This window comes from Deinococcus aquiradiocola (assembly GCF_014646915.1).
GTDB lineage: Bacteria > Deinococcota > Deinococci > Deinococcales > Deinococcaceae > Deinococcus > Deinococcus aquiradiocola.
This window is the reverse complement of record NZ_BMOE01000001.1, coordinates 511,609-527,599: the sequence shown is the minus strand read 5'-3', so window position 1 is coordinate 527,599 and position 15,991 is coordinate 511,609. Positions and strand designations below refer to the sequence as shown.

The following is a 15,991-nucleotide window of genomic DNA, read 5'->3' as shown; positions in this document are numbered from 1 at the left end:
GTCAGGGGCGTGTTGCCTGACCCTCCCCGCCCCCTTCGTTTCCCGGCGTCCCTTGTTCACCGCTGGCCGCTGCACTAGGATGGGTGCGCCCTGCCTGGGGTGACGGACCGGAGGGGGTGATGACGTGAACATAGAAGCCGAGCCGCCCAGTTTGGGCCATGACTGCCGTGTCCCCGTAATCCATCATTCCCGGAGGTCGTCATGCCCCAACTCCGTAGTCACCTGAGGCGCCTGCCGTGCTGACGTATTACCGCAGCATCGGCGGCAAACTGAACATCGTCGACAAGTACATGGACGGCTGCTGGGTGGACGTGCAGCGTCCCACGGCCGAGGAGCTCGCGGTGGTGAGCCGCGAGACCGGCATCGAGATCGATTACCTGAGTTACCCGCTCGACCCGGATGAGCGTTCCCGTTTCGAGCGGGAGGACGAGCAGCTGCTGATCATCATGCAGACCAGCTACCGGCTGGGGGAGGAGTCGGACATTCCGTTCGACACGGTGCCGCTGGGCATCATGCACACGGACCACTGTCTGGTGACGGTGTGCGCGCAGGAGAACCCGGTGGTGCGCGACATCGTGTCGGGCCTGATGAAGACGGTGCACACCGCGAAGAAGAACCGCCTGACACTGCAGCTGTTCCTGCGGAACGCGCAGCGGTTCCTGATCGACGTGCGGCAGATCAACAAGCAGGTGGACCGTGCGGAGGACCGGCTGGAGTCCAGCACGCAGAACAAGGAGCTGCTGGAGCTGCTGCGGCTGGAGAAGTCGCTCGTGTACTTCATGACGGCCCTCAAGGCGAACGAGCTGATGATGGAGCGCGTGAAGCGCGACCGGATCTTCGAGATGTACGAGGAGGACGCGGACCTGCTGGACGACGTGCTGATCGAGAACCTTCAGGCGATCGAGATGGTGGGCATCGCCAGCAACATCCTGACGAGCATGAGCGGGACGTTCGCGAGCGTCATCAACAACAACGTCAATCAGGTCGTGAAGCTGCTGACCGTGACGACGATTCTCGTGGCGATCCCGACGCTCATCACCGGCATCTTCGGGATGAACGTGCCGATCCCGTTCCAGTCGCACCCGTACATGTTCGCGGTGGTGATGGGCCTGATGGTGGCGGTGAGTGGGCTGCTGGCGTTCCTGTTCTACCGCTGGCGCCTGTTCTGATCGTCCTGGCCTGACACCGGAAGGCGGGGCCGAGCGGGCGCGCTGTCCCTGGCCGGGTCCGGCCGGGATGGGCTACCCTGGGGCGCGATGAACGGCCAGCCTCCCACCACGTCCACCCGTCCGGCGCGCGCTCCGGGCGCGGCCGGGGGGTTCGGGCTGGGGGTGGGGCGCGTGCTGCTGGTGAGTCGGCCCGCCCTGTGGGTGAACACGGTGGGCGTCCTCGTGACGGGCGTGTGGCTGACGGGTGAACTCTTCAGCGCGAGTCCGGCCCTGTGGGCGCTGCTCGCGTACCTGACGCTGCCGTTCAACCTGCTGATCTACGGCCTGAACGACCTGTCGGACCGCGCCGAGGACGCCCTGAGCGTCCGCAAGGGCGGCTGGCAGGGGGCGCGCCTGCGGGACGGGGAGGCCGGGTCGCTGCTCGGGTGGACCTTGGCGCTCAACGTGCCGTTCCTGCTGCTGCTGGCGGCGCTGCTGCCCGCAGGGGCCCTGGCGGTGCTGCTGCTGAGCGCGGCGCTGTTCGCGGGGTACAGCGTGCCGCCGCTGCGCTTCAAGGCGCGGGTGCTGCTGGACGGCCTGTCGAACGTGGCGTACGCGCTGCCGCTGGTGCTGCCCGCCCTGACGCTGCACCGCCCGGTGCCGTGGCTGGCGCTGCTGGCCCTGTGCGCGTACTCGGTCGGGAAGCACGCCTTCGACGCGGCGCAGGACGTGGACGGGGACCGGGAGGCGGGCCTCGTCACGACGGCCGTGCGCCTGGGCGTGCCGGGCACGGCCCGCTACGCCCTCGCGTGGTTCGTGCTTGCGGCCGCCCTCCTGTGGCCCCTCAGCCGCCTGAGCGCGGCCGCGCTGCTCCTCGTTTGCGGCGGGATGGCCGTGTGGCTCCTGCGGCGCCCGGACGTGCGGACGGCGGCGCGCCTGTACCCGCTCAGCATCCTGAGTCCCTGGGTGGTGGGCGGCGTGAGCGGCGTGCAGCTGGTGTACCTGCTCGTGCGCGGGACGTTCTGACGGTGCCGTCCGCGCGGGTCGCGGTGATCGGGGCGGGCGTGTCGGGCCTCACGCTCGCCGCGCTCCTCGCGCAGCGGGGGCACCGCGTCACCGTGTACGAACGCGACCGGCCCGGCGGCAAGCTGCGGCGCGAGACGAGCGGCGACCTGACCTTCGACACCGGCCCGAGCCTCTTCACGTTCCCGGAGGTGTGGCGGCGCGTCCTCGCGCGGCTCGGCGAGAAGAGCGACCCGCTCGACCTGTACCCCCTGCCGGGCGGGCTGGGCGTGCACCACACGCCGCACGGCCCCGTGCCGCTGCCCGTCCCGGCCGGGCACGCCCTGCACGCCGAGTGGGAGCGGTACGCGGCCGAGGTGCGCCCCCTGCGGCCTCACGTGCTGACGCTCCTCACCACGCCGCCCTCCCTGACCCACCCGGCCTTCCTGCGCGCGAGCGCAGCCCTGCTGCGCGTGACGGGACCGCACCTCACGGCGGGCGGCTGGCTGCGCGCCCGTATCTTCCCGCCCGCCCTGCACCACGCGCTCGCCGTGCACGCCCTGAACGCCGGGCAGGGGCCGGACGAGGGCAGCGTCCTGTACGCCCTGCTGCCCGCCCTGATGGCGGACGACGTGTTCCGGCCATGGCGCGGCATGGGTGCCGTGCTGGACGCCCTGCTCGGGTACTGCGCCGCGCGGGGGGTGCAGCTGCGCTCGGGCGAACCCGTCACGTCCCTGCACGCCCTGCCGGATCACGACCTGACCGTGAGCGCCGTGGACCCCGCCCGCGTCACCGCCCTGCGCGGCCTGCCGGTCCCACGCGGGCCGCTGAGCGTGTCGGGCCTCGCGCTGTACGCGCCACTCCCCGACGCCCTGCACGGCCGCCTGCCCGCCACGAGCGTCGTCACGCCGGACGACTACCCCGCCTTCGCCGCCGCGATGCGCGCACGTGCACTGCCGCCCAGCACGCTCGCCCTCGTGCACGCCGACCCGCAGTCGGGAACCGGTCGTGCCGGGAGGCTCGCGCTGCTCCTCACCGTCCCCCCGACCGGCCGCGACCTGCCCGTCACGCACCCCTGGGTGCAGAGCCAGCTGCGGCGCGTCGCGGCCGCACTCGGCACGGACCCCGTCACGCTCCTCCCCGCGCCCGGCCCCCTGATCTCCCTCGGCCCGCAGCACTACGCGCAGGGCGGCGCCCCGGGCGGCGCGATCTACGGCACGGCCCTCCCCGCGTGGCGCTCCGGGCCGCTGCACCCGCAACCGTACCGCCTCACGTCCACCCTCTGGCAGGTCGGAACGGGCGTCCACCCCGGCGGTGGCCTGCCCGCCGTGCTCGGCAGCGCCCTCATCGTGGACACCCTGCTGCGCACGCACGGACACTGATACGGTTTTGAGCTGAACTTGTAGAGTTCAGCCGAGCGAAGCGAGCACCAAAAAGTACGGTTTGGAGGAGATGGAAGGGATGTCGGTGCTGTTTCCGGCATCCCTGGAATCGGATCAAAACCGTATGATTCGTTGCCCGTCCGGCCGTGTCACCCGGACGGTAGGGGCAGCGGCGCGGCCCGTGTGCCAGACTGAACGCATGACACAATCCGACGTGCAGGTGCGCGCCCTGGTCCTCACCCAGAACGAAGACAAGACCGTGAACGCCGAACTGCGGCACGACCTGACCGTGCAGGACCTGCCGGAAGGCGAGGTGCTCGTCGCGGTTGAGGCGTCCAGCCTGAACTACAAGGACGGCCTCGCGGTCCTCGGGCGGCCCGGCGTGGTCCGCCGGTACCCGATGGTGCCCGGCATCGACCTCGCGGGCAGCGTCGTCACGTCCACCGACGACCGCTACCGGCCCGGCGATCCGGTCCTCCTGACCGGCTGGGGCGTCGGTGAGGGCCACTGGGGCGGGTACGCCACGCACGCCCGCGTCCGCGCGGACTGGCTCACGCACCGTCCGGAAGGCATGACGGCCAGCACCGCCATGGCCGTCGGCACCGCCGGCTTCACGGCCATGCTGAGCGTCATGGCGCTCGAAGACCACGGGCTCACGCCGGACATGGGCGAGGTCGTCGTGACCGGCGCGTCCGGCGGGGTCGGCAGCGTCGCCGTCGCGCTCCTCGCCGCGCGAGGCTGGACGGTCGTCGCGTCCACCGGCCGCACCGACGAGGGCGACTACCTGCGCGCCCTGGGCGCCAGCGAGATCATCGGACGCGAGGTGCTGAGCGACCTGAAACGCCCCCTCGAGAAGGAACGCTTCGCGGCGGGCATCGACTCGGTCGGCGGCAGCACCCTGGCGGGCCTGCTCGCCAGCACCCGCCGTGGCGGGGCCGTGGCGGCCTGCGGTCTCGCGCAAAGCAGCGACCTGCACACCACCGTCATGCCGTTCATCCTGCGCGGCGTCTCGCTGCTCGGCATCGACAGCGTCATGTGCCCCCCCGACCGCCGCGAGCGCGCATGGGCACGCCTGAACACCGAACTGCCGCAGGCGCTCCTCGACACGGGCGTCCACACCGCGCCCCTCGCGGACGTGCAGGCCCTCGCCGCGCAGATCCTCGCCGGGCAGGTCCGCGGCCGCACCGTCATCCTGCCCTGAATCGCACCGCAGCAGAAGAGGGACGGCCCGCACTGGGAACCGTCCCTCTTCCGTCTTGTGGGCCGGTCTGTCCCTGAGTGGGTCAGGGACGGACCGGCGCCCGTTTCACTTGATGCTGATGGTGGCCGGGTCGAAGTCCGGCTCCGGAAACTGCGGGTCCATGTCCTGCAGCGTCTCCAGCAGGATCTGGCTGACGAGGTCGTTGCGGAACCACTTGTGATCGGCGGGAATCACGTACCAGGGCGCGTCCCTGGTGCTGGTCGCGGCGAGCGCGTCCTGGTACGCGCGGGTGTAGTCGTCCCACAGGGCGCGTTCCTTGAGGTCGCCGACGTTGAACTTCCAGCGTTTCTCCGGGTCGTCCAGGCGGTCCTGCAGGCGTTCCTTCTGCTCGTCCTTGCTGATGTGCAGGTACAGTTTCACGATGCGGGTGCCTCGGTCGTGCAGCAGCGCCTCGAAGGCACGGATGTGCTCGAACCGGCGTTCGGCCTCCTCGTCGCTCACCTGGCCGTGCACGCGCGTGACGAGCACCTCCTCGTAGTGCGAGCGGTTGAACACGGCGCTCATCCCGGCGGCGGGCGCGTGCGCGTGGACGCGCCACAGGAAGTCGTGCGCCTGCTCCAGCGCGGACGGCACCTTGAAGCTCGTGACGACGACGTGCTGCGGGTTGATGCCGTGCAGGACGTGTTCGACCGTGCCGTCCTTGCCGCCCGCGTCGCGCGCCTGGATCACCACGAGGAGGCTCTGTTTCCCTTCGGCGTACATGCGTTCGTGCAGCGCCGCGATCTTGGGGAGACGCTTCTGCACGCGTTCGAGCGCTTCGGATTCGCTGCCCTTGCCGGTCTCGTCGGTCTTGAAGGACGACAGTTTCAGCTTTTCGCCCTTCACGCGGTACTTGCTGGTCTTCATGCCGCTCAGCTTACGGGATGGAGCCACGTCCGGACGGCGTGCATGAAGTCTTCCGGACGTTCCGTCTGTCCCTGCGCGAGTTCGGGACGCCCGCCGCCGCGCCCGCCCCCGGCAGTCAGGAAGGCCTTCAGGAGCGGTCCGGCGGGGTGCGCGCCGCTGCCGCTCGCCACGCCCGCGCGCCCGTTCGGGGAGACGGCGACCGTCACGCGGCCCGCCTCGCGCGACGCGAGGTCCAGCAGGGCGGGCAGCACGTCGTCCTCCACCTGCAGCAGGGTGCCGTGCACGTCCGTCGCGTCCGGCAGGGGCGTCCACCCGGCCCGCTCCAGGTGCAGGGCCGCCACGCGCCGCTGCAGGGCCGCCACGTCCGCCGTGAGGGCCTGCACCTGCGCGGCCTGGTCCGTCACGCGTTCCGGCAGGCGCTCCACCCCGACCGAGAAGGTGCGCGCGAGCGCCTGCGCGTCCGCGTACACGCCGCTCAGGCGCAGGGTGGCCTCCTCGCCCGCCATGAAGGTCACGCGCGTCAGGTCGCCCTTCAGGCGCTCGGTCTTCAGCACCACGACCGGCGCGACCTGCGCGCCCGCCTGCAGGTGCGTTCCGCCGCACGCGCTCGCCTCCCACACCTCGCCTGCCGCGTCCCGGTACAGCACGACGCGCACCGTGCCGTCCACCTGCGGCGGGCGGCGCAGCGGGAACGCGCCCAGCCCGGCGGCAGGCACCATGGTCGTCTCCAGTGTCAGTCCGTCCCGCAGCGCCTCCATCAGGGTCGCCTGCGCCGCCGCGACGTGGGACGCGCCCGGCTGCCCCGCCAGGTCCAGCGTGCATTCCGGGCCGCGCATGCTCACGGCCCGTACCGCGAACGCCGGACTCACGCGGTGGAAGGCCTGCGCGAGCAGGTGTTCGCCCGTGTGCCGCTGACTGTGCCGGTAGCGGCGCGCCCAGTCGAGCGTGCCCGTCACCTGCGCGCCCACCGGCGGCCCGTCGCCCGTCACGGCGTGCCAGATGACCTGTCCGTCCTTCTGCACGTCCGTCACGCTGGCTGTCCCGCCTTCCCATGCGAGCGTGCCCGCGTCGCACGGCTGTCCGCCCCCCTCCGGATAGAAGAGCGTTCCGTCCAGCGCGACGCGCCCCTCCCGCACGGCCATCACGCGAGCCGTGAAGGTCCGGTCCTCCGGGCGGGTCCAGTACAGGCGTTCGGTGGGCGGCACGGGGGCAGGGGGCAGCGTCATGCTGGCGAGGCTACTTCAGCCGCGCCCGCCGGTCCAGTTTCCGTCCGTTCACAGATACGAGAGTTCCCACGCGCCGCGCCCGTGCGCGACGCCGTTGCGGGCGAGGGCCTGCGGGTCCGGCTGCACGTCCCGGTGCCACGGGAGGCCCGCCGCGAGCCGCTCGAACTCCGTCAGCGGGTACTTCGCGCCCGCGTGGAGTTCCTCGACGACCACGCCGCCCGACACGCGGAACACCGCGCCGTACACCTGTTCCTTGCGGGCGTCCATCGACACGGCGAGCGTCCCGTCCACGCGGCCCGTCAGGGCCTCCAGGGTGGACACGCCGACCACCGGCGCGCCCCACGCGCGGCCCAGGCCGAGCGCGTAGCTCGCGCCGACGCGCAGGCCCGTGTACGAGCCGGGCCCGGTGCCGACCACGATCAGGTCTGCGCGTTTCGGCAGGCCCGCCTCCAGGAACAGGGCCTCCAGTTCGCCGGGCAGGCGTTCGGCGTGCGCGCGGCCCACCTCCGTCACGCGGTCCGTGCGGCCGCCCGGGTGCGTGAGGCCCAGCGCAAGGTGCGGGGTGCCGGTGTCGATGCTCAGGACGATGCTTGCCGGGCGGGTCAGGGGTTCGTTCATGGTCAGAGCCTCACGTTCAGGATGCGGCCCACCAGCGCCGTCTGGGAGGGGCGGTACACCGGCACGAACTCCTGTCCGGCCAGCGTCCACAGGCGTTCGAAGTCCGGGTAGTGCACGTACACGTTCGGGCCGTAGATGGGGTCCGACAGCCACACCAGACCCGTCTGGTCGTCGTAGCCGCGCACCACGCGGAAGTGCGGGATGCCGCCCACGCGGTTCATCCACTGCAGCACGATCACGGGAATCCCGGCGGCCGTCAGCTGACGGATGTTCTCCAGCGAGCCGTTCTTGAAGCGCGTGGCGCGCAGCCCGTAGCGCTCCACGAACGGCGGGATGACGCCCGCCAGCATGTACCCGCCCTGGGGGCGCAGGACCTGGGCCAGCTGCGACTGGTCGGCGCGGATGCCGTAGTAGCTGAGGACGCTCACGATGGAGGCCGGGCCGCAGTTGTTGTACGTCTGGTGGACGTGCCCGACCGCGAGGGACGCACGGACCGGGTGCGCCGGGACCGGGGCGGCGAGCGCGGGCGTGCCGACACTCAGGCCGAGCAGCAGCGCGCGCAGGAGGGACAGGGGAGATGGGCGGACCTTCACGAGCGACAGTGTAGTGGCGCGCGTGTCACGGGAAGCTTTCTCGCACCTGTCCATACCGTCACCGGTTCGGGGACGCGACGCAGCGGGTGCCGGGGCGGCCCGGGCAGGGTCAGGCGTGCCGGTTCGCGAGGCCCTGAGCGACCGTCACGATGGTGCCGGCCGCCAGCGGGTCCGGCAGGCCGGAAAGCGCCTCCGTGAGGAGCGTCAGGCCGCGCGTGGCGAGCTCGTCCGCCGTGCGCTGCGCCCGCGTGACGCTGCCGCTCTCCAGCAGCCACGCCAGCAGCTGCCGGATCACGTCCGGGCGTTTCTCGCTGCGCGGGCGGTTCATCTCGTGCAGGAACACCTCCCGCTGCTCGGCCGCCGCGCAGGTCAGCCAGTCGAGGACCATCAGGGTCCGCTTGCCTTCCAGCAGGTCGCCCGCGATCTCCTTGCCGTACGACTGCGCGTCGCCCGTCAGGTTCAGCACGTCGTCCCGGATCTGGAAGGCCGCGCCCAGCGCCACGCCCGCCTCCTCGAACCGCGCGTCCGGCACCCGGCCCGCCACGACCGCCCCCAGCCGCAGCGGAATGACGACCGTGTAGTACGCGGTCTTGAGACGCACCATCTCCAGGTAGTCGGACGGCTGCAGGTTCCACTCGCGGTGCTCCACCCACGCGAGGTCCACGTGCTGACCCTCCGCCGTGCGGTGAATCATCGTCAGGATCTCAGGCGCGGCGTCCGGCACGCCCGCCTGCAGCAGCGCCGCCCACATGTACGCGTGCAGGGCGTCCCCGGCGTTCAGGGCGAGCGGCACGCCGTACGTGCGGTGCAGGGCGGGCTGGCCGCGGCGTTCCTCGGAGTCGTCCGCGATGTCGTCGTGAATCAGCACCCAGTTCTGGAAGAGTTCGAGCGTCGTGGCGAGCCACAGCGCCGACTCCCACGCGGGCGTGCCGACCTGCACACCGTGCGCCTGCGCCGACAGCAGCAGCAGTTCGCTGCGGATGCCCTTGCCGCCGCGCTCCGGGTAGTCGCGCATCATGCGGTACAGCAGGTTCACTTCCGGGCGGTCGGAGTGCGCGGGCAGCAGGTGACGGATTCGGTCGGTCAGTTCGGGACGCATGCTGCGCGCAGTGTAGAGCATCGGCCACGGCGGCACCGGACCGCCCGCCGACCCTGCGCAGGATGGAAACGCCGTGCCAGTGCGGCCGGACGGAGCACGGAACGGATTCCGGTGAGGGGAGCTTCAGGGGCAGGTCACGTCTCCTCATGCGGCCGCTCTACCGTGCAGATGTGACCCACATCGGCCCGCCCCGCGCCGCTCCCACGTCTTCCTCGCGGCTGTACCTGCGGCTCGCGGTGGCCGCGTGCCTGCTGGCCCTGCTGGTGGCGGCGGCCCTGCAGCCGTCCGTGCAGCGGTTCGTGATGCAGGGCGCGGCGGCGCTGCTGTCCCATGATCCGGTCGTCACGCACCGCTGGGTGACGCAGTTCGGTCAGTGGGGTCCGGCCGTGCTGACGGCGTCGTTCGTGGTGCAGGCGGTGCTGCCGGTCCTGCCCGCGCTGGTGCTGGTACTGGTCACGCTGCTCGCGTACGGGCCGTTGTGGGGGTTCGTGATCGTGTACCTGGGCACGCTGCTGGGCGCGGCCGCCGGGTACGGGCTGGGGTACGCGGTGGGCGACCCGCTCATCCGGACGCTGGCGGGACGCCGCAACCGCGACCGGGCGCACGCTTTCGCGCATGCGCAGGGCGTGCGGGGCGTCCTGCTGGTGCGGCTGATGCCGGTCCTGAGTTCCGACGTGATGAACCTCGTGGCGGGCGCGACCCGCATGCCGTTCCTGCCGTTCATGCTCGCCACGGCGGGGGGCGCGCTGCCGGTCACGCTGATCATCACGTGGCTGGCGCACGTGACGCGCGGGGCGCCGGGGCGGCTCGCGCTGGGGCTGGGCGTGCTGTCGCTGGCGGTGGGCGCGGCGGCCCTGCTGCGGTTCCTGCTGCGTCGCCGCGCTCTGCCGTCCGGAGGGACAGTCACGAAAACCTGACAGACCGGCCTTCATGAAGCTGCTACGGTGAACGGAGCATGAAGATGAACTCTTCATGAACCGTGCGGTTCTGAACCGGTGACAGGGATGCCAGTTTCTGGACCTCTTTCATCTCCTCCAGGCCGTACGTGTCGGTGCCCGCTTCGCTCGGCTGAACGTCAGGAGTTCAGCTCAATCTGGTCTCAGGAGGTCCGGTCATGCTCACCCGTCATGCTGCCCCGCCCGCTCCCCGCCCGCTCCGCAGGGCCCGTCTGGGCCTCGCCCTGCTCGCCCTGAGTTGCGGCGCACTGGCCTCCGCCGTGCCTGCCGTCGTCGCCACCTTCCGCGCGCAGTTCGACCGCGTGGACGTCGAGGGCCACCTGCTGCTGCGCGTCAACCAGACCGTCATTCCCGTCGACCTGTACGGCGTGACCCTCAAGATCGGCGCGGACGGCGTGCTGGGACGCATGCTGCCCAGCAGCAGCTCGCTGGACGTGCAGGTCGTCGAGAAGGGCAGCGTCCCCAAGGTGATCCTGCTGCGCGGCAAGACCAACGTCGCCGACGACCTCGTCAGGAACGGGTACGCCACCCGCCCCTGACGCCCTCCGCACCAGCGCCGGACGGCCCGCCCCAGCAGACGGCCGTCCGGCGTTCCTGTGGGCTGCCCGCGCCGCCCGGAACCCCCCCCAGGCGGGTGGAAGACGGACGAACCGGTACATTTGTAGCCCGCCCTGCCCGCTAAACTGAGTTCATGAGTCTGCCGCCGCTCCCGCTCGACACCTTCGAAGACCGTCTGCGCGAGGTGCTGCGTTCACGCGTGGAATTCATCGAACTGATCGGCGAGGACCTCGCGGCGGCCGGCGGGAAACGCCTGCGGCCCAGCCTCGTGTACCTCTCGATGCGGCTGCTGGGCGGGCAGGACGCGCAGGCGCACGACCTCGCCGTCGCCATCGAACTGCTGCACTCCGCGAGCCTGCTGCACGACGACCTGCTCGACAACGCCGACACCCGGCGCGGCCGCGAGACGGCCTTCCGGCGTTTCGGGAACGTGGTCAGCGTGATGAGCGGCGACTACATGCTCAGCAAACTGCTCGTGCTGCTCGGCAACCTGCCGGACCCTGGCGCCGCGCAGGCCCTCACGCGCGCCTTCGGCGAGACGGCCGCCGCCGTGTGCGAGGGTGAGGTGCTGCAGTTCCAGGTGGCGGCGTACGGCGAGTACTCGCTTGAGCACTACCTGGACATCATTCGCGGCAAGACCGGCGTGCTGATCGAGCTGGCCGTGACCGCCCCGGCGCTGCTGCTGCGCGCCCCGCATGCGCACCTGGAGGCGCTGCGGACCTTCGGGCGGGAGTACGGGCTGGCGTTCCAGATGCAGGACGACCTGCTGGACCTCGCGTCGGACGAGGCGACGCTCGGCAAGCCGGTGGGCGGCGACCTGCATGAAGGCAAGGCGACGTACCCGGTGCTGCTGCTGCTGGACGGCCCGGACGGCCCGGAGGTGCGCGACATCCTGGAGCGCCGCGCGTCTCGCCCGGAAGACGTGGAGCGCGTCCGGACGCTGGCCGCCGTACACGGCGTGTTTGGCGCGTCGCGGCAGGAGATCGCGCGGCGCTCGCGGCTGGCGGTGCAGGCCCTGTCGGTGCTGCCCGCCAGTCCGGCGCGCGAGCGGCTTGAATCGCTGGCGATGCTGGAAACGCAGCGCGTGAAGTAACGATTGCCTCGTCCTCCCCCCACTCCGGTTTTCAATTGAAAATCGGATGTGGGGGGTTTCCTTTTCTGTTTTCAGGCAGGCGGGTGGGGGAGATGCAGGGATCCGTGCCCCCTCCGGCCCGTATTTCGGCCGGGCGTGCCGCACGGTTCGCTCCGTGAGGGGTGGCCTTGCGCTACCCTGCATTCAGGCGGCGCGGGCGGTCCTGGCATTTGCAACGCCTCATGTATCCTGTATACTCTTGCCGAAATCACAGTCCAGACAGCCGGACGCACACCGTCACCGGGTGCCGTGTGACCCCGTCCTGGCCAAGCTCATGACGGGAGTGGTTTCATGGAGGCATGATGCGGTCTTCTGGACTCAACTGGCAGGGCCTGATGGAACAACTCGAACAGGCGCTCCCCCACACCGGCGTCAGCGAACAGTCGCTGATGTACTTCAAATACCCCAAACGCAGCGTCACGCTCAGCCTCCCCGTCCGCATGGACGACGGCCGCGTGCAGGTCTTCAAAGGCTACCGCAGCGTCCACAGCATCGGGCTCGGCCCCAGCATGGGCGGCGTGCGCTTCAAGCCCGGCCTGAACACCCACGAGTGCGAGGTGCTCGCCGCCATCATGACGCTCAAGCACGCCGTCGCGGACCTCCCGCTCGGCGGCGCGAAGGGCGGCATCGACGTGGACCCCACCACCCTCAGCGCCGCCGAACTGCAGCGCCTCACGCGCCGCTACACCAGCGAACTCGTCGAACTGATCGGCCCGCGTGAAGACATCGTCGCGCCCGACATCGGCACCGACGAACAGATCATGGCCTGGATGCTCGACACCTACAACGAGAACAGAGGCAGCACCTCCAGCGGCGTCGTCGTCGGCAAACCCATCCCGCTCGGCGGCAGCTACGGCAGCAAGGACGCGCGCGGGCACGGCGCGGCCGTCGTCGCCGCCCGCGTCCTCGAAGAACGCGGCGACAGCGTCCGCAACGCCAGCGTCGCCATCTTCGGTTACGGCGACGCCGGACGCCGCTGCGCCGAAGGCCTCCAGGAGCGCGGCGCGCGCATCGTCGCCGTCAGCGACAGCGTCGGCGGCGCGTACGACAGCGGCGGCCTCGACCTGCACGCCCTCGGCGAGCACCGCGCCCTGACCGGCAGCGTGGACGGCCACGCGACCGCCCTCACGCCCGGCGACCTCCTCGCCCTGGACGTGGACCTGCTCGTGCTGTCCAGCGACTTCGGCAGCATCCACGCCGGGAACGCCTCCGACGTGCGCGCCCACTACGTGCTGGAAGCCATCAACCGAGCCGTGCTGCCCGACGCCGAACGCACCCTGAAACTCCAGGGCAGCGTCGTCATCCCCGACCTGATCGCCAGCGTCGGCGGCGTGATCGCCAACTACCTCGAATGGGTGCAGGACGCCAGCAACTTCTTCTGGCTGGAAAGCGAGATCGTGGCCGCCGTCGACGCGCGCGTCCTCGTGGCCGTGAACGCCGTGCTGCACTTCGCCCGCGAACGCCGCACCGACCTGCGCACCGCCGCGTACGCCCTCGCGCTCGAGAAGCTCCACGACGCCTCCACCATGCGCGGCGTGTACCCCTGATACGGTTCTGATCCGATTCCAGGGATGCCGGGAACAGCGCCGACATCCCTTCCACCTCCTAAAAACGTACTTGTTGATACTCGCGGCCGGGCGGCGGCTTCGCGCTCCGCTCGGCCGAACTCCAAAAGTTCAGCTCAACACCGTATGACCCACCCCGCAGTGCCACACGCAGGCCCGCAGCACCGACCACTCCACCCTCCGAGGTTGCCATGACCACCGAACACCGCCCGCCCGCCAGTGACCAGCCCGCCCCCCGCCAGCACGCCATCCCCAGCTACCTCGACGCGTCGCACCTCGGCCCGTGGGGCATCTACCTCGAACAGGTGGACCGCGTCACCCCGTACCTCGGCAAGCTCGCGTACTGGGTCGAGACGCTCAAGCGGCCCAAACGCATCCTGATCGTGGACGTGCCCATCCACCTCGACGACGGCACCGTCGCGCACTTCGAGGGCTACCGCGTGCAGCACAACACCTCGCGCGGCCCCGCCAAGGGAGGCATCCGCTTCCACCAGGACGTGACGCTCAGCGAGGTCATGGCGCTCTCCGCCTGGATGACCGTCAAGAACGCCGCCGTGAACCTCCCGTACGGCGGCGGCAAGGGCGGCATCCGCATCGACCCGCGCAACTACAGCCAGGGCGAACTCGAACGCCTCACGCGCCGCTACACCACCGAGATCGGCCTCATCATCGGGCCGGAAAAGGACATCCCCGCCCCCGACGTGAACACCAACCCGCAGATCATGGCGTGGATGATGGACACGTACAGCATGAACACCGGCAAGACCAGCACCGGCGTCGTGACCGGCAAACCCGTCGCGCTCGGCGGCTCGCTCGGCCGCGCCGACGCCACCGGACGCGGCGTGTTCGTGACGGGCGCGCAGGCCATGCAGAAACTCGGCATTCCGCTCGAAGGCGCCCGCATCGCCGTGCAGGGCTTCGGGAACGTCGGCAACGCCGCCGCCCGCATCTTCCACGACCACGGCGCGAAGATCGTCGCCATTCAGGACGTGAGCGGCACCGTGCACAGCAGCGCCGGCATCGACCCGCACAGGGCCCTGGAGCACCTGCGCGCCACCGGCAGCATCCTCGACCTGCCGGGCACGGAACCCGTCGAGCGTGACGCGTTCTGGGACGTGGACTGCGACGTCCTCATTCCCGCCGCGCTCGAGAACCAGCTGACCGAAACGAACGCCGCCCGCATCCGCGCGCGCGTCATCATCGAGGGCGCGAACGGCCCCACCACGCCCGCCGCCGACGACATCCTGCACGACAAGGGCGTCACCGTCGTCCCGGACGTGCTCGCCAACGCGGGCGGCGTGACCGTCAGCTACTTCGAATGGGTGCAGGACTTCAGCAGCTTCTTCTGGACCGAGGACGAGATCAACGCCCGCCTCGACCGCATCATGCGCGAAGCCTTCGACTCCCTGTGGGACGTGTCGCAGCGGCACGGCGTCACGCTCCGCACGGCGGCCTTCATCGTCGCGTGCACGCGCGTCCTCGAAGCGCGCGCCCTGCGCGGCCTGTACCCCTGAACCCATCCCGCCCCTGACCCGGCAGGTGCACCCGCACACGGCCAGCCCCGCCCCGACCGGCGGGGCGTCGCCTTGCACCGCACGAGGCTGCGCGTGCCTGCACGCCTGAACCGGCCGCTCACATGCGGCCCTTACAATGGGGCTCACATGAGCAACCCCAACTCCACGTGGCAGCCCGCCCCTGCCGGTTACAAGCACGTCGTCAGCGTCAGCCTCGGGAGCAGCAAACGCAACGCCCGCGAGGAGATCGAAGTGCTCGGGCAGCCGTTCATCCTGGAACGCATCGGCACGGACGGCGACAGCAGCCGCATGAAGGAACTCTTCGCGCAGCTCGACGGACGCGTGGACGCCTTCGGCCTGGGCGGCGCGGACCTGTACGTCGTGTCCGGCGGGAAACGCTACACCTTCGGGAACGTCCGCAAGCTCGTGGAGGGCGTCCGCAAGACCCCCGTCCTCGACGGGAGCGGCCTGAAGAACACCCTGGAACGCGAGGCCGTCATGCAGCTCGACCCTGTGCTGCACTGGAAGACGCAGCGCGTCCTGATGGTGAGCGCCGTCGACCGCTTCGGTATGGCCGAGGCCCTCAGCGACGTGCACGCGGACGTGGTGTACGGCGACGTGATCTTCGGGCTGGGCATCGACTACCCGCTGCGCAGCCTTCAGGCCCTGCGGCGCGTGGCGGGCCTCGTGCTGCCCGTCGTCACGAAACTCCCGCAGGACTGGTTCTACCCGACCGGCGACAAGCAGGAATCGAGCGTCGTCAGCAAAGGCACGAAGTACTACGCGTGGGCAGACGTACTCGCCGGAGACACGCACTACGTCAAACGGTACGCGCCGCAGGACCTGCACGGCAAGACCGTCCTCACGCAGACGATCACCGAACCCGACCGCGAGTGGATGTCCGCGCACGGCGTGAAACGCCTCGTCACGACCACGCCCCGCATCGGGAGCCGCAACTTCGCCACCAACGTCATGGAAGCGATGTTCGTCGCGCTCGCCGGGAAACGCGAAGCGCTCAGCGAACAGGAGTACCTCGACCTGATCCGCAGGGTGGACTTCAGACCGCAGATCAACGACCTCTGATCCGGCCT

Annotated in this window: 15 protein-coding genes; 10 read left to right on the top strand and 5 right to left on the bottom strand. The window is 70.6% G+C overall.

Annotated elements, in window-relative coordinates; all coding sequences use genetic code 11:
• Window positions 1–236: 236 nt before the first annotated feature.
• The 4 genes from IEY33_RS02445 (at window position 237) to IEY33_RS02430 (ending at window position 4,733) form a co-directional block, all read left to right on the top strand.
• Window positions 237–1,169 carry a magnesium transporter CorA family protein gene (locus IEY33_RS02445; RefSeq protein ID WP_188960608.1) on the top strand — a complete coding sequence of 311 codons (933 nt, stop codon included), beginning with the start codon at window positions 237–239 and terminating at the stop codon, window positions 1,167–1,169.
• An 87-nt stretch (window positions 1,170–1,256) separates the two neighbouring features.
• Complete coding sequence (locus tag IEY33_RS02440) at window positions 1,257–2,174, top strand: UbiA family prenyltransferase (RefSeq protein ID WP_188960607.1); 918 nt, start codon at window positions 1,257–1,259, stop codon at window positions 2,172–2,174.
• Window positions 2,175–2,176: 2 nt separating this feature from the next.
• Window positions 2,177–3,532, top strand: coding sequence for a phytoene desaturase family protein (locus IEY33_RS02435; protein ID WP_268238795.1), 1,356 nt, complete (start codon window positions 2,177–2,179; stop codon window positions 3,530–3,532).
• A gap of 199 nt (window positions 3,533–3,731) precedes the next feature.
• Window positions 3,732–4,733 (top strand): MDR family oxidoreductase, encoded by a 1,002-nt coding sequence (locus IEY33_RS02430; RefSeq protein ID WP_188960606.1) that lies wholly within the window; start codon window positions 3,732–3,734, stop codon window positions 4,731–4,733.
• Window positions 4,734–4,838: 105 nt separating this feature from the next.
• On the opposite strand, the gene IEY33_RS02425 is transcribed toward IEY33_RS02430, so the two are convergent.
• The 5 genes from IEY33_RS02425 to IEY33_RS02405 form a co-directional block, all read right to left on the bottom strand.
• Window positions 4,839–5,639 carry a polyphosphate kinase 2 family protein gene (locus tag IEY33_RS02425; RefSeq protein WP_188960605.1) on the bottom strand — a complete coding sequence of 267 codons (801 nt, stop codon included), beginning with the start codon at window positions 5,637–5,639 and terminating at the stop codon, window positions 4,839–4,841.
• A gap of 5 nt (window positions 5,640–5,644) precedes the next feature.
• Complete coding sequence (locus IEY33_RS02420) at window positions 5,645–6,865, bottom strand: alanyl-tRNA editing protein (protein WP_188960604.1); 1,221 nt, start codon at window positions 6,863–6,865, stop codon at window positions 5,645–5,647.
• Window positions 6,866–6,913: 48 nt separating this feature from the next.
• Window positions 6,914–7,483 carry a tRNA (adenosine(37)-N6)-threonylcarbamoyltransferase complex dimerization subunit type 1 TsaB gene (gene tsaB, locus IEY33_RS02415; protein WP_188960603.1) on the bottom strand — a complete coding sequence of 190 codons (570 nt, stop codon included), beginning with the start codon at window positions 7,481–7,483 and terminating at the stop codon, window positions 6,914–6,916.
• Between the two features lie 2 nt (window positions 7,484–7,485).
• Window positions 7,486–8,076, bottom strand: coding sequence for a C39 family peptidase (locus tag IEY33_RS02410; RefSeq protein ID WP_188960602.1), 591 nt, complete (start codon window positions 8,074–8,076; stop codon window positions 7,486–7,488).
• Between the two features lie 109 nt (window positions 8,077–8,185).
• Window positions 8,186–9,175 (bottom strand): polyprenyl synthetase family protein, encoded by a 990-nt coding sequence (locus IEY33_RS02405; protein WP_188960601.1) that lies wholly within the window; start codon window positions 9,173–9,175, stop codon window positions 8,186–8,188.
• 170 nt (window positions 9,176–9,345) lie between these two features.
• Here IEY33_RS02405 and IEY33_RS02400 point away from each other — a divergent pair, with 170 nt between their 5' ends.
• From IEY33_RS02400 to IEY33_RS02375, 6 genes are all read left to right on the top strand, one after another.
• Entirely contained in the window at window positions 9,346–10,092 is a 747-nt protein-coding gene (locus IEY33_RS02400; RefSeq protein WP_229670696.1) for a TVP38/TMEM64 family protein, read from the top strand.
• Between the two features lie 197 nt (window positions 10,093–10,289).
• Window positions 10,290–10,670, top strand: a complete 381-nt coding sequence (locus tag IEY33_RS02395; protein WP_188960599.1) for a hypothetical protein — start codon at window positions 10,290–10,292, stop codon at window positions 10,668–10,670.
• A gap of 152 nt (window positions 10,671–10,822) precedes the next feature.
• On the top strand, window positions 10,823–11,782 hold the full coding sequence (locus IEY33_RS02390; RefSeq protein WP_188960598.1) for a polyprenyl synthetase family protein: 960 nt from the start codon (window positions 10,823–10,825) through the stop codon (window positions 11,780–11,782).
• Between the two features lie 341 nt (window positions 11,783–12,123).
• Complete coding sequence (locus IEY33_RS02385; protein WP_188960959.1) at window positions 12,124–13,368, top strand: Glu/Leu/Phe/Val family dehydrogenase; 1,245 nt, start codon at window positions 12,124–12,126, stop codon at window positions 13,366–13,368.
• 209 nt (window positions 13,369–13,577) lie between these two features.
• Complete coding sequence (locus IEY33_RS02380; protein WP_188960597.1) at window positions 13,578–14,900, top strand: Glu/Leu/Phe/Val family dehydrogenase; 1,323 nt, start codon at window positions 13,578–13,580, stop codon at window positions 14,898–14,900.
• A 147-nt stretch (window positions 14,901–15,047) separates the two neighbouring features.
• A complete protein-coding gene (locus tag IEY33_RS02375) occupies window positions 15,048–15,983 on the top strand; it encodes a DUF8754 domain-containing protein (RefSeq protein WP_188960596.1) in 936 nt (311 codons plus the stop codon).
• Window positions 15,984–15,991 lie beyond the last annotated feature (8 nt).

What these genes read in the sequence shown, in the direction of transcription:
- IEY33_RS02385 (WP_188960959.1), top strand. Translation starts at nt 12,124, where the DNA reads ATGCGGTCTTCTGGACTCAACTGGCAGGGCCTGATGGAACAACTCGAA.
- IEY33_RS02380 (WP_188960597.1), top strand. Translation starts at nt 13,578, where the DNA reads ATGACCACCGAACACCGCCCGCCCGCCAGTGACCAGCCCGCCCCCCGC.
- IEY33_RS02405 (WP_188960601.1), bottom strand. Translation starts at nt 9,175, where the DNA reads ATGCGTCCCGAACTGACCGACCGAATCCGTCACCTGCTGCCCGCGCAC.
- IEY33_RS02375 (WP_188960596.1), top strand. Translation starts at nt 15,048, where the DNA reads ATGAGCAACCCCAACTCCACGTGGCAGCCCGCCCCTGCCGGTTACAAG.
- tsaB (WP_188960603.1), bottom strand. Translation starts at nt 7,483, where the DNA reads ATGAACGAACCCCTGACCCGCCCGGCAAGCATCGTCCTGAGCATCGAC.
- IEY33_RS02390 (WP_188960598.1), top strand. Translation starts at nt 10,823, where the DNA reads ATGAGTCTGCCGCCGCTCCCGCTCGACACCTTCGAAGACCGTCTGCGC.
- IEY33_RS02420 (WP_188960604.1), bottom strand. Translation starts at nt 6,865, where the DNA reads ATGACGCTGCCCCCTGCCCCCGTGCCGCCCACCGAACGCCTGTACTGG.
- IEY33_RS02395 (WP_188960599.1), top strand. Translation starts at nt 10,290, where the DNA reads ATGCTCACCCGTCATGCTGCCCCGCCCGCTCCCCGCCCGCTCCGCAGG.
- IEY33_RS02430 (WP_188960606.1), top strand. Translation starts at nt 3,732, where the DNA reads ATGACACAATCCGACGTGCAGGTGCGCGCCCTGGTCCTCACCCAGAAC.
- IEY33_RS02440 (WP_188960607.1), top strand. Translation starts at nt 1,257, where the DNA reads ATGAACGGCCAGCCTCCCACCACGTCCACCCGTCCGGCGCGCGCTCCG.
- IEY33_RS02425 (WP_188960605.1), bottom strand. Translation starts at nt 5,639, where the DNA reads ATGAAGACCAGCAAGTACCGCGTGAAGGGCGAAAAGCTGAAACTGTCG.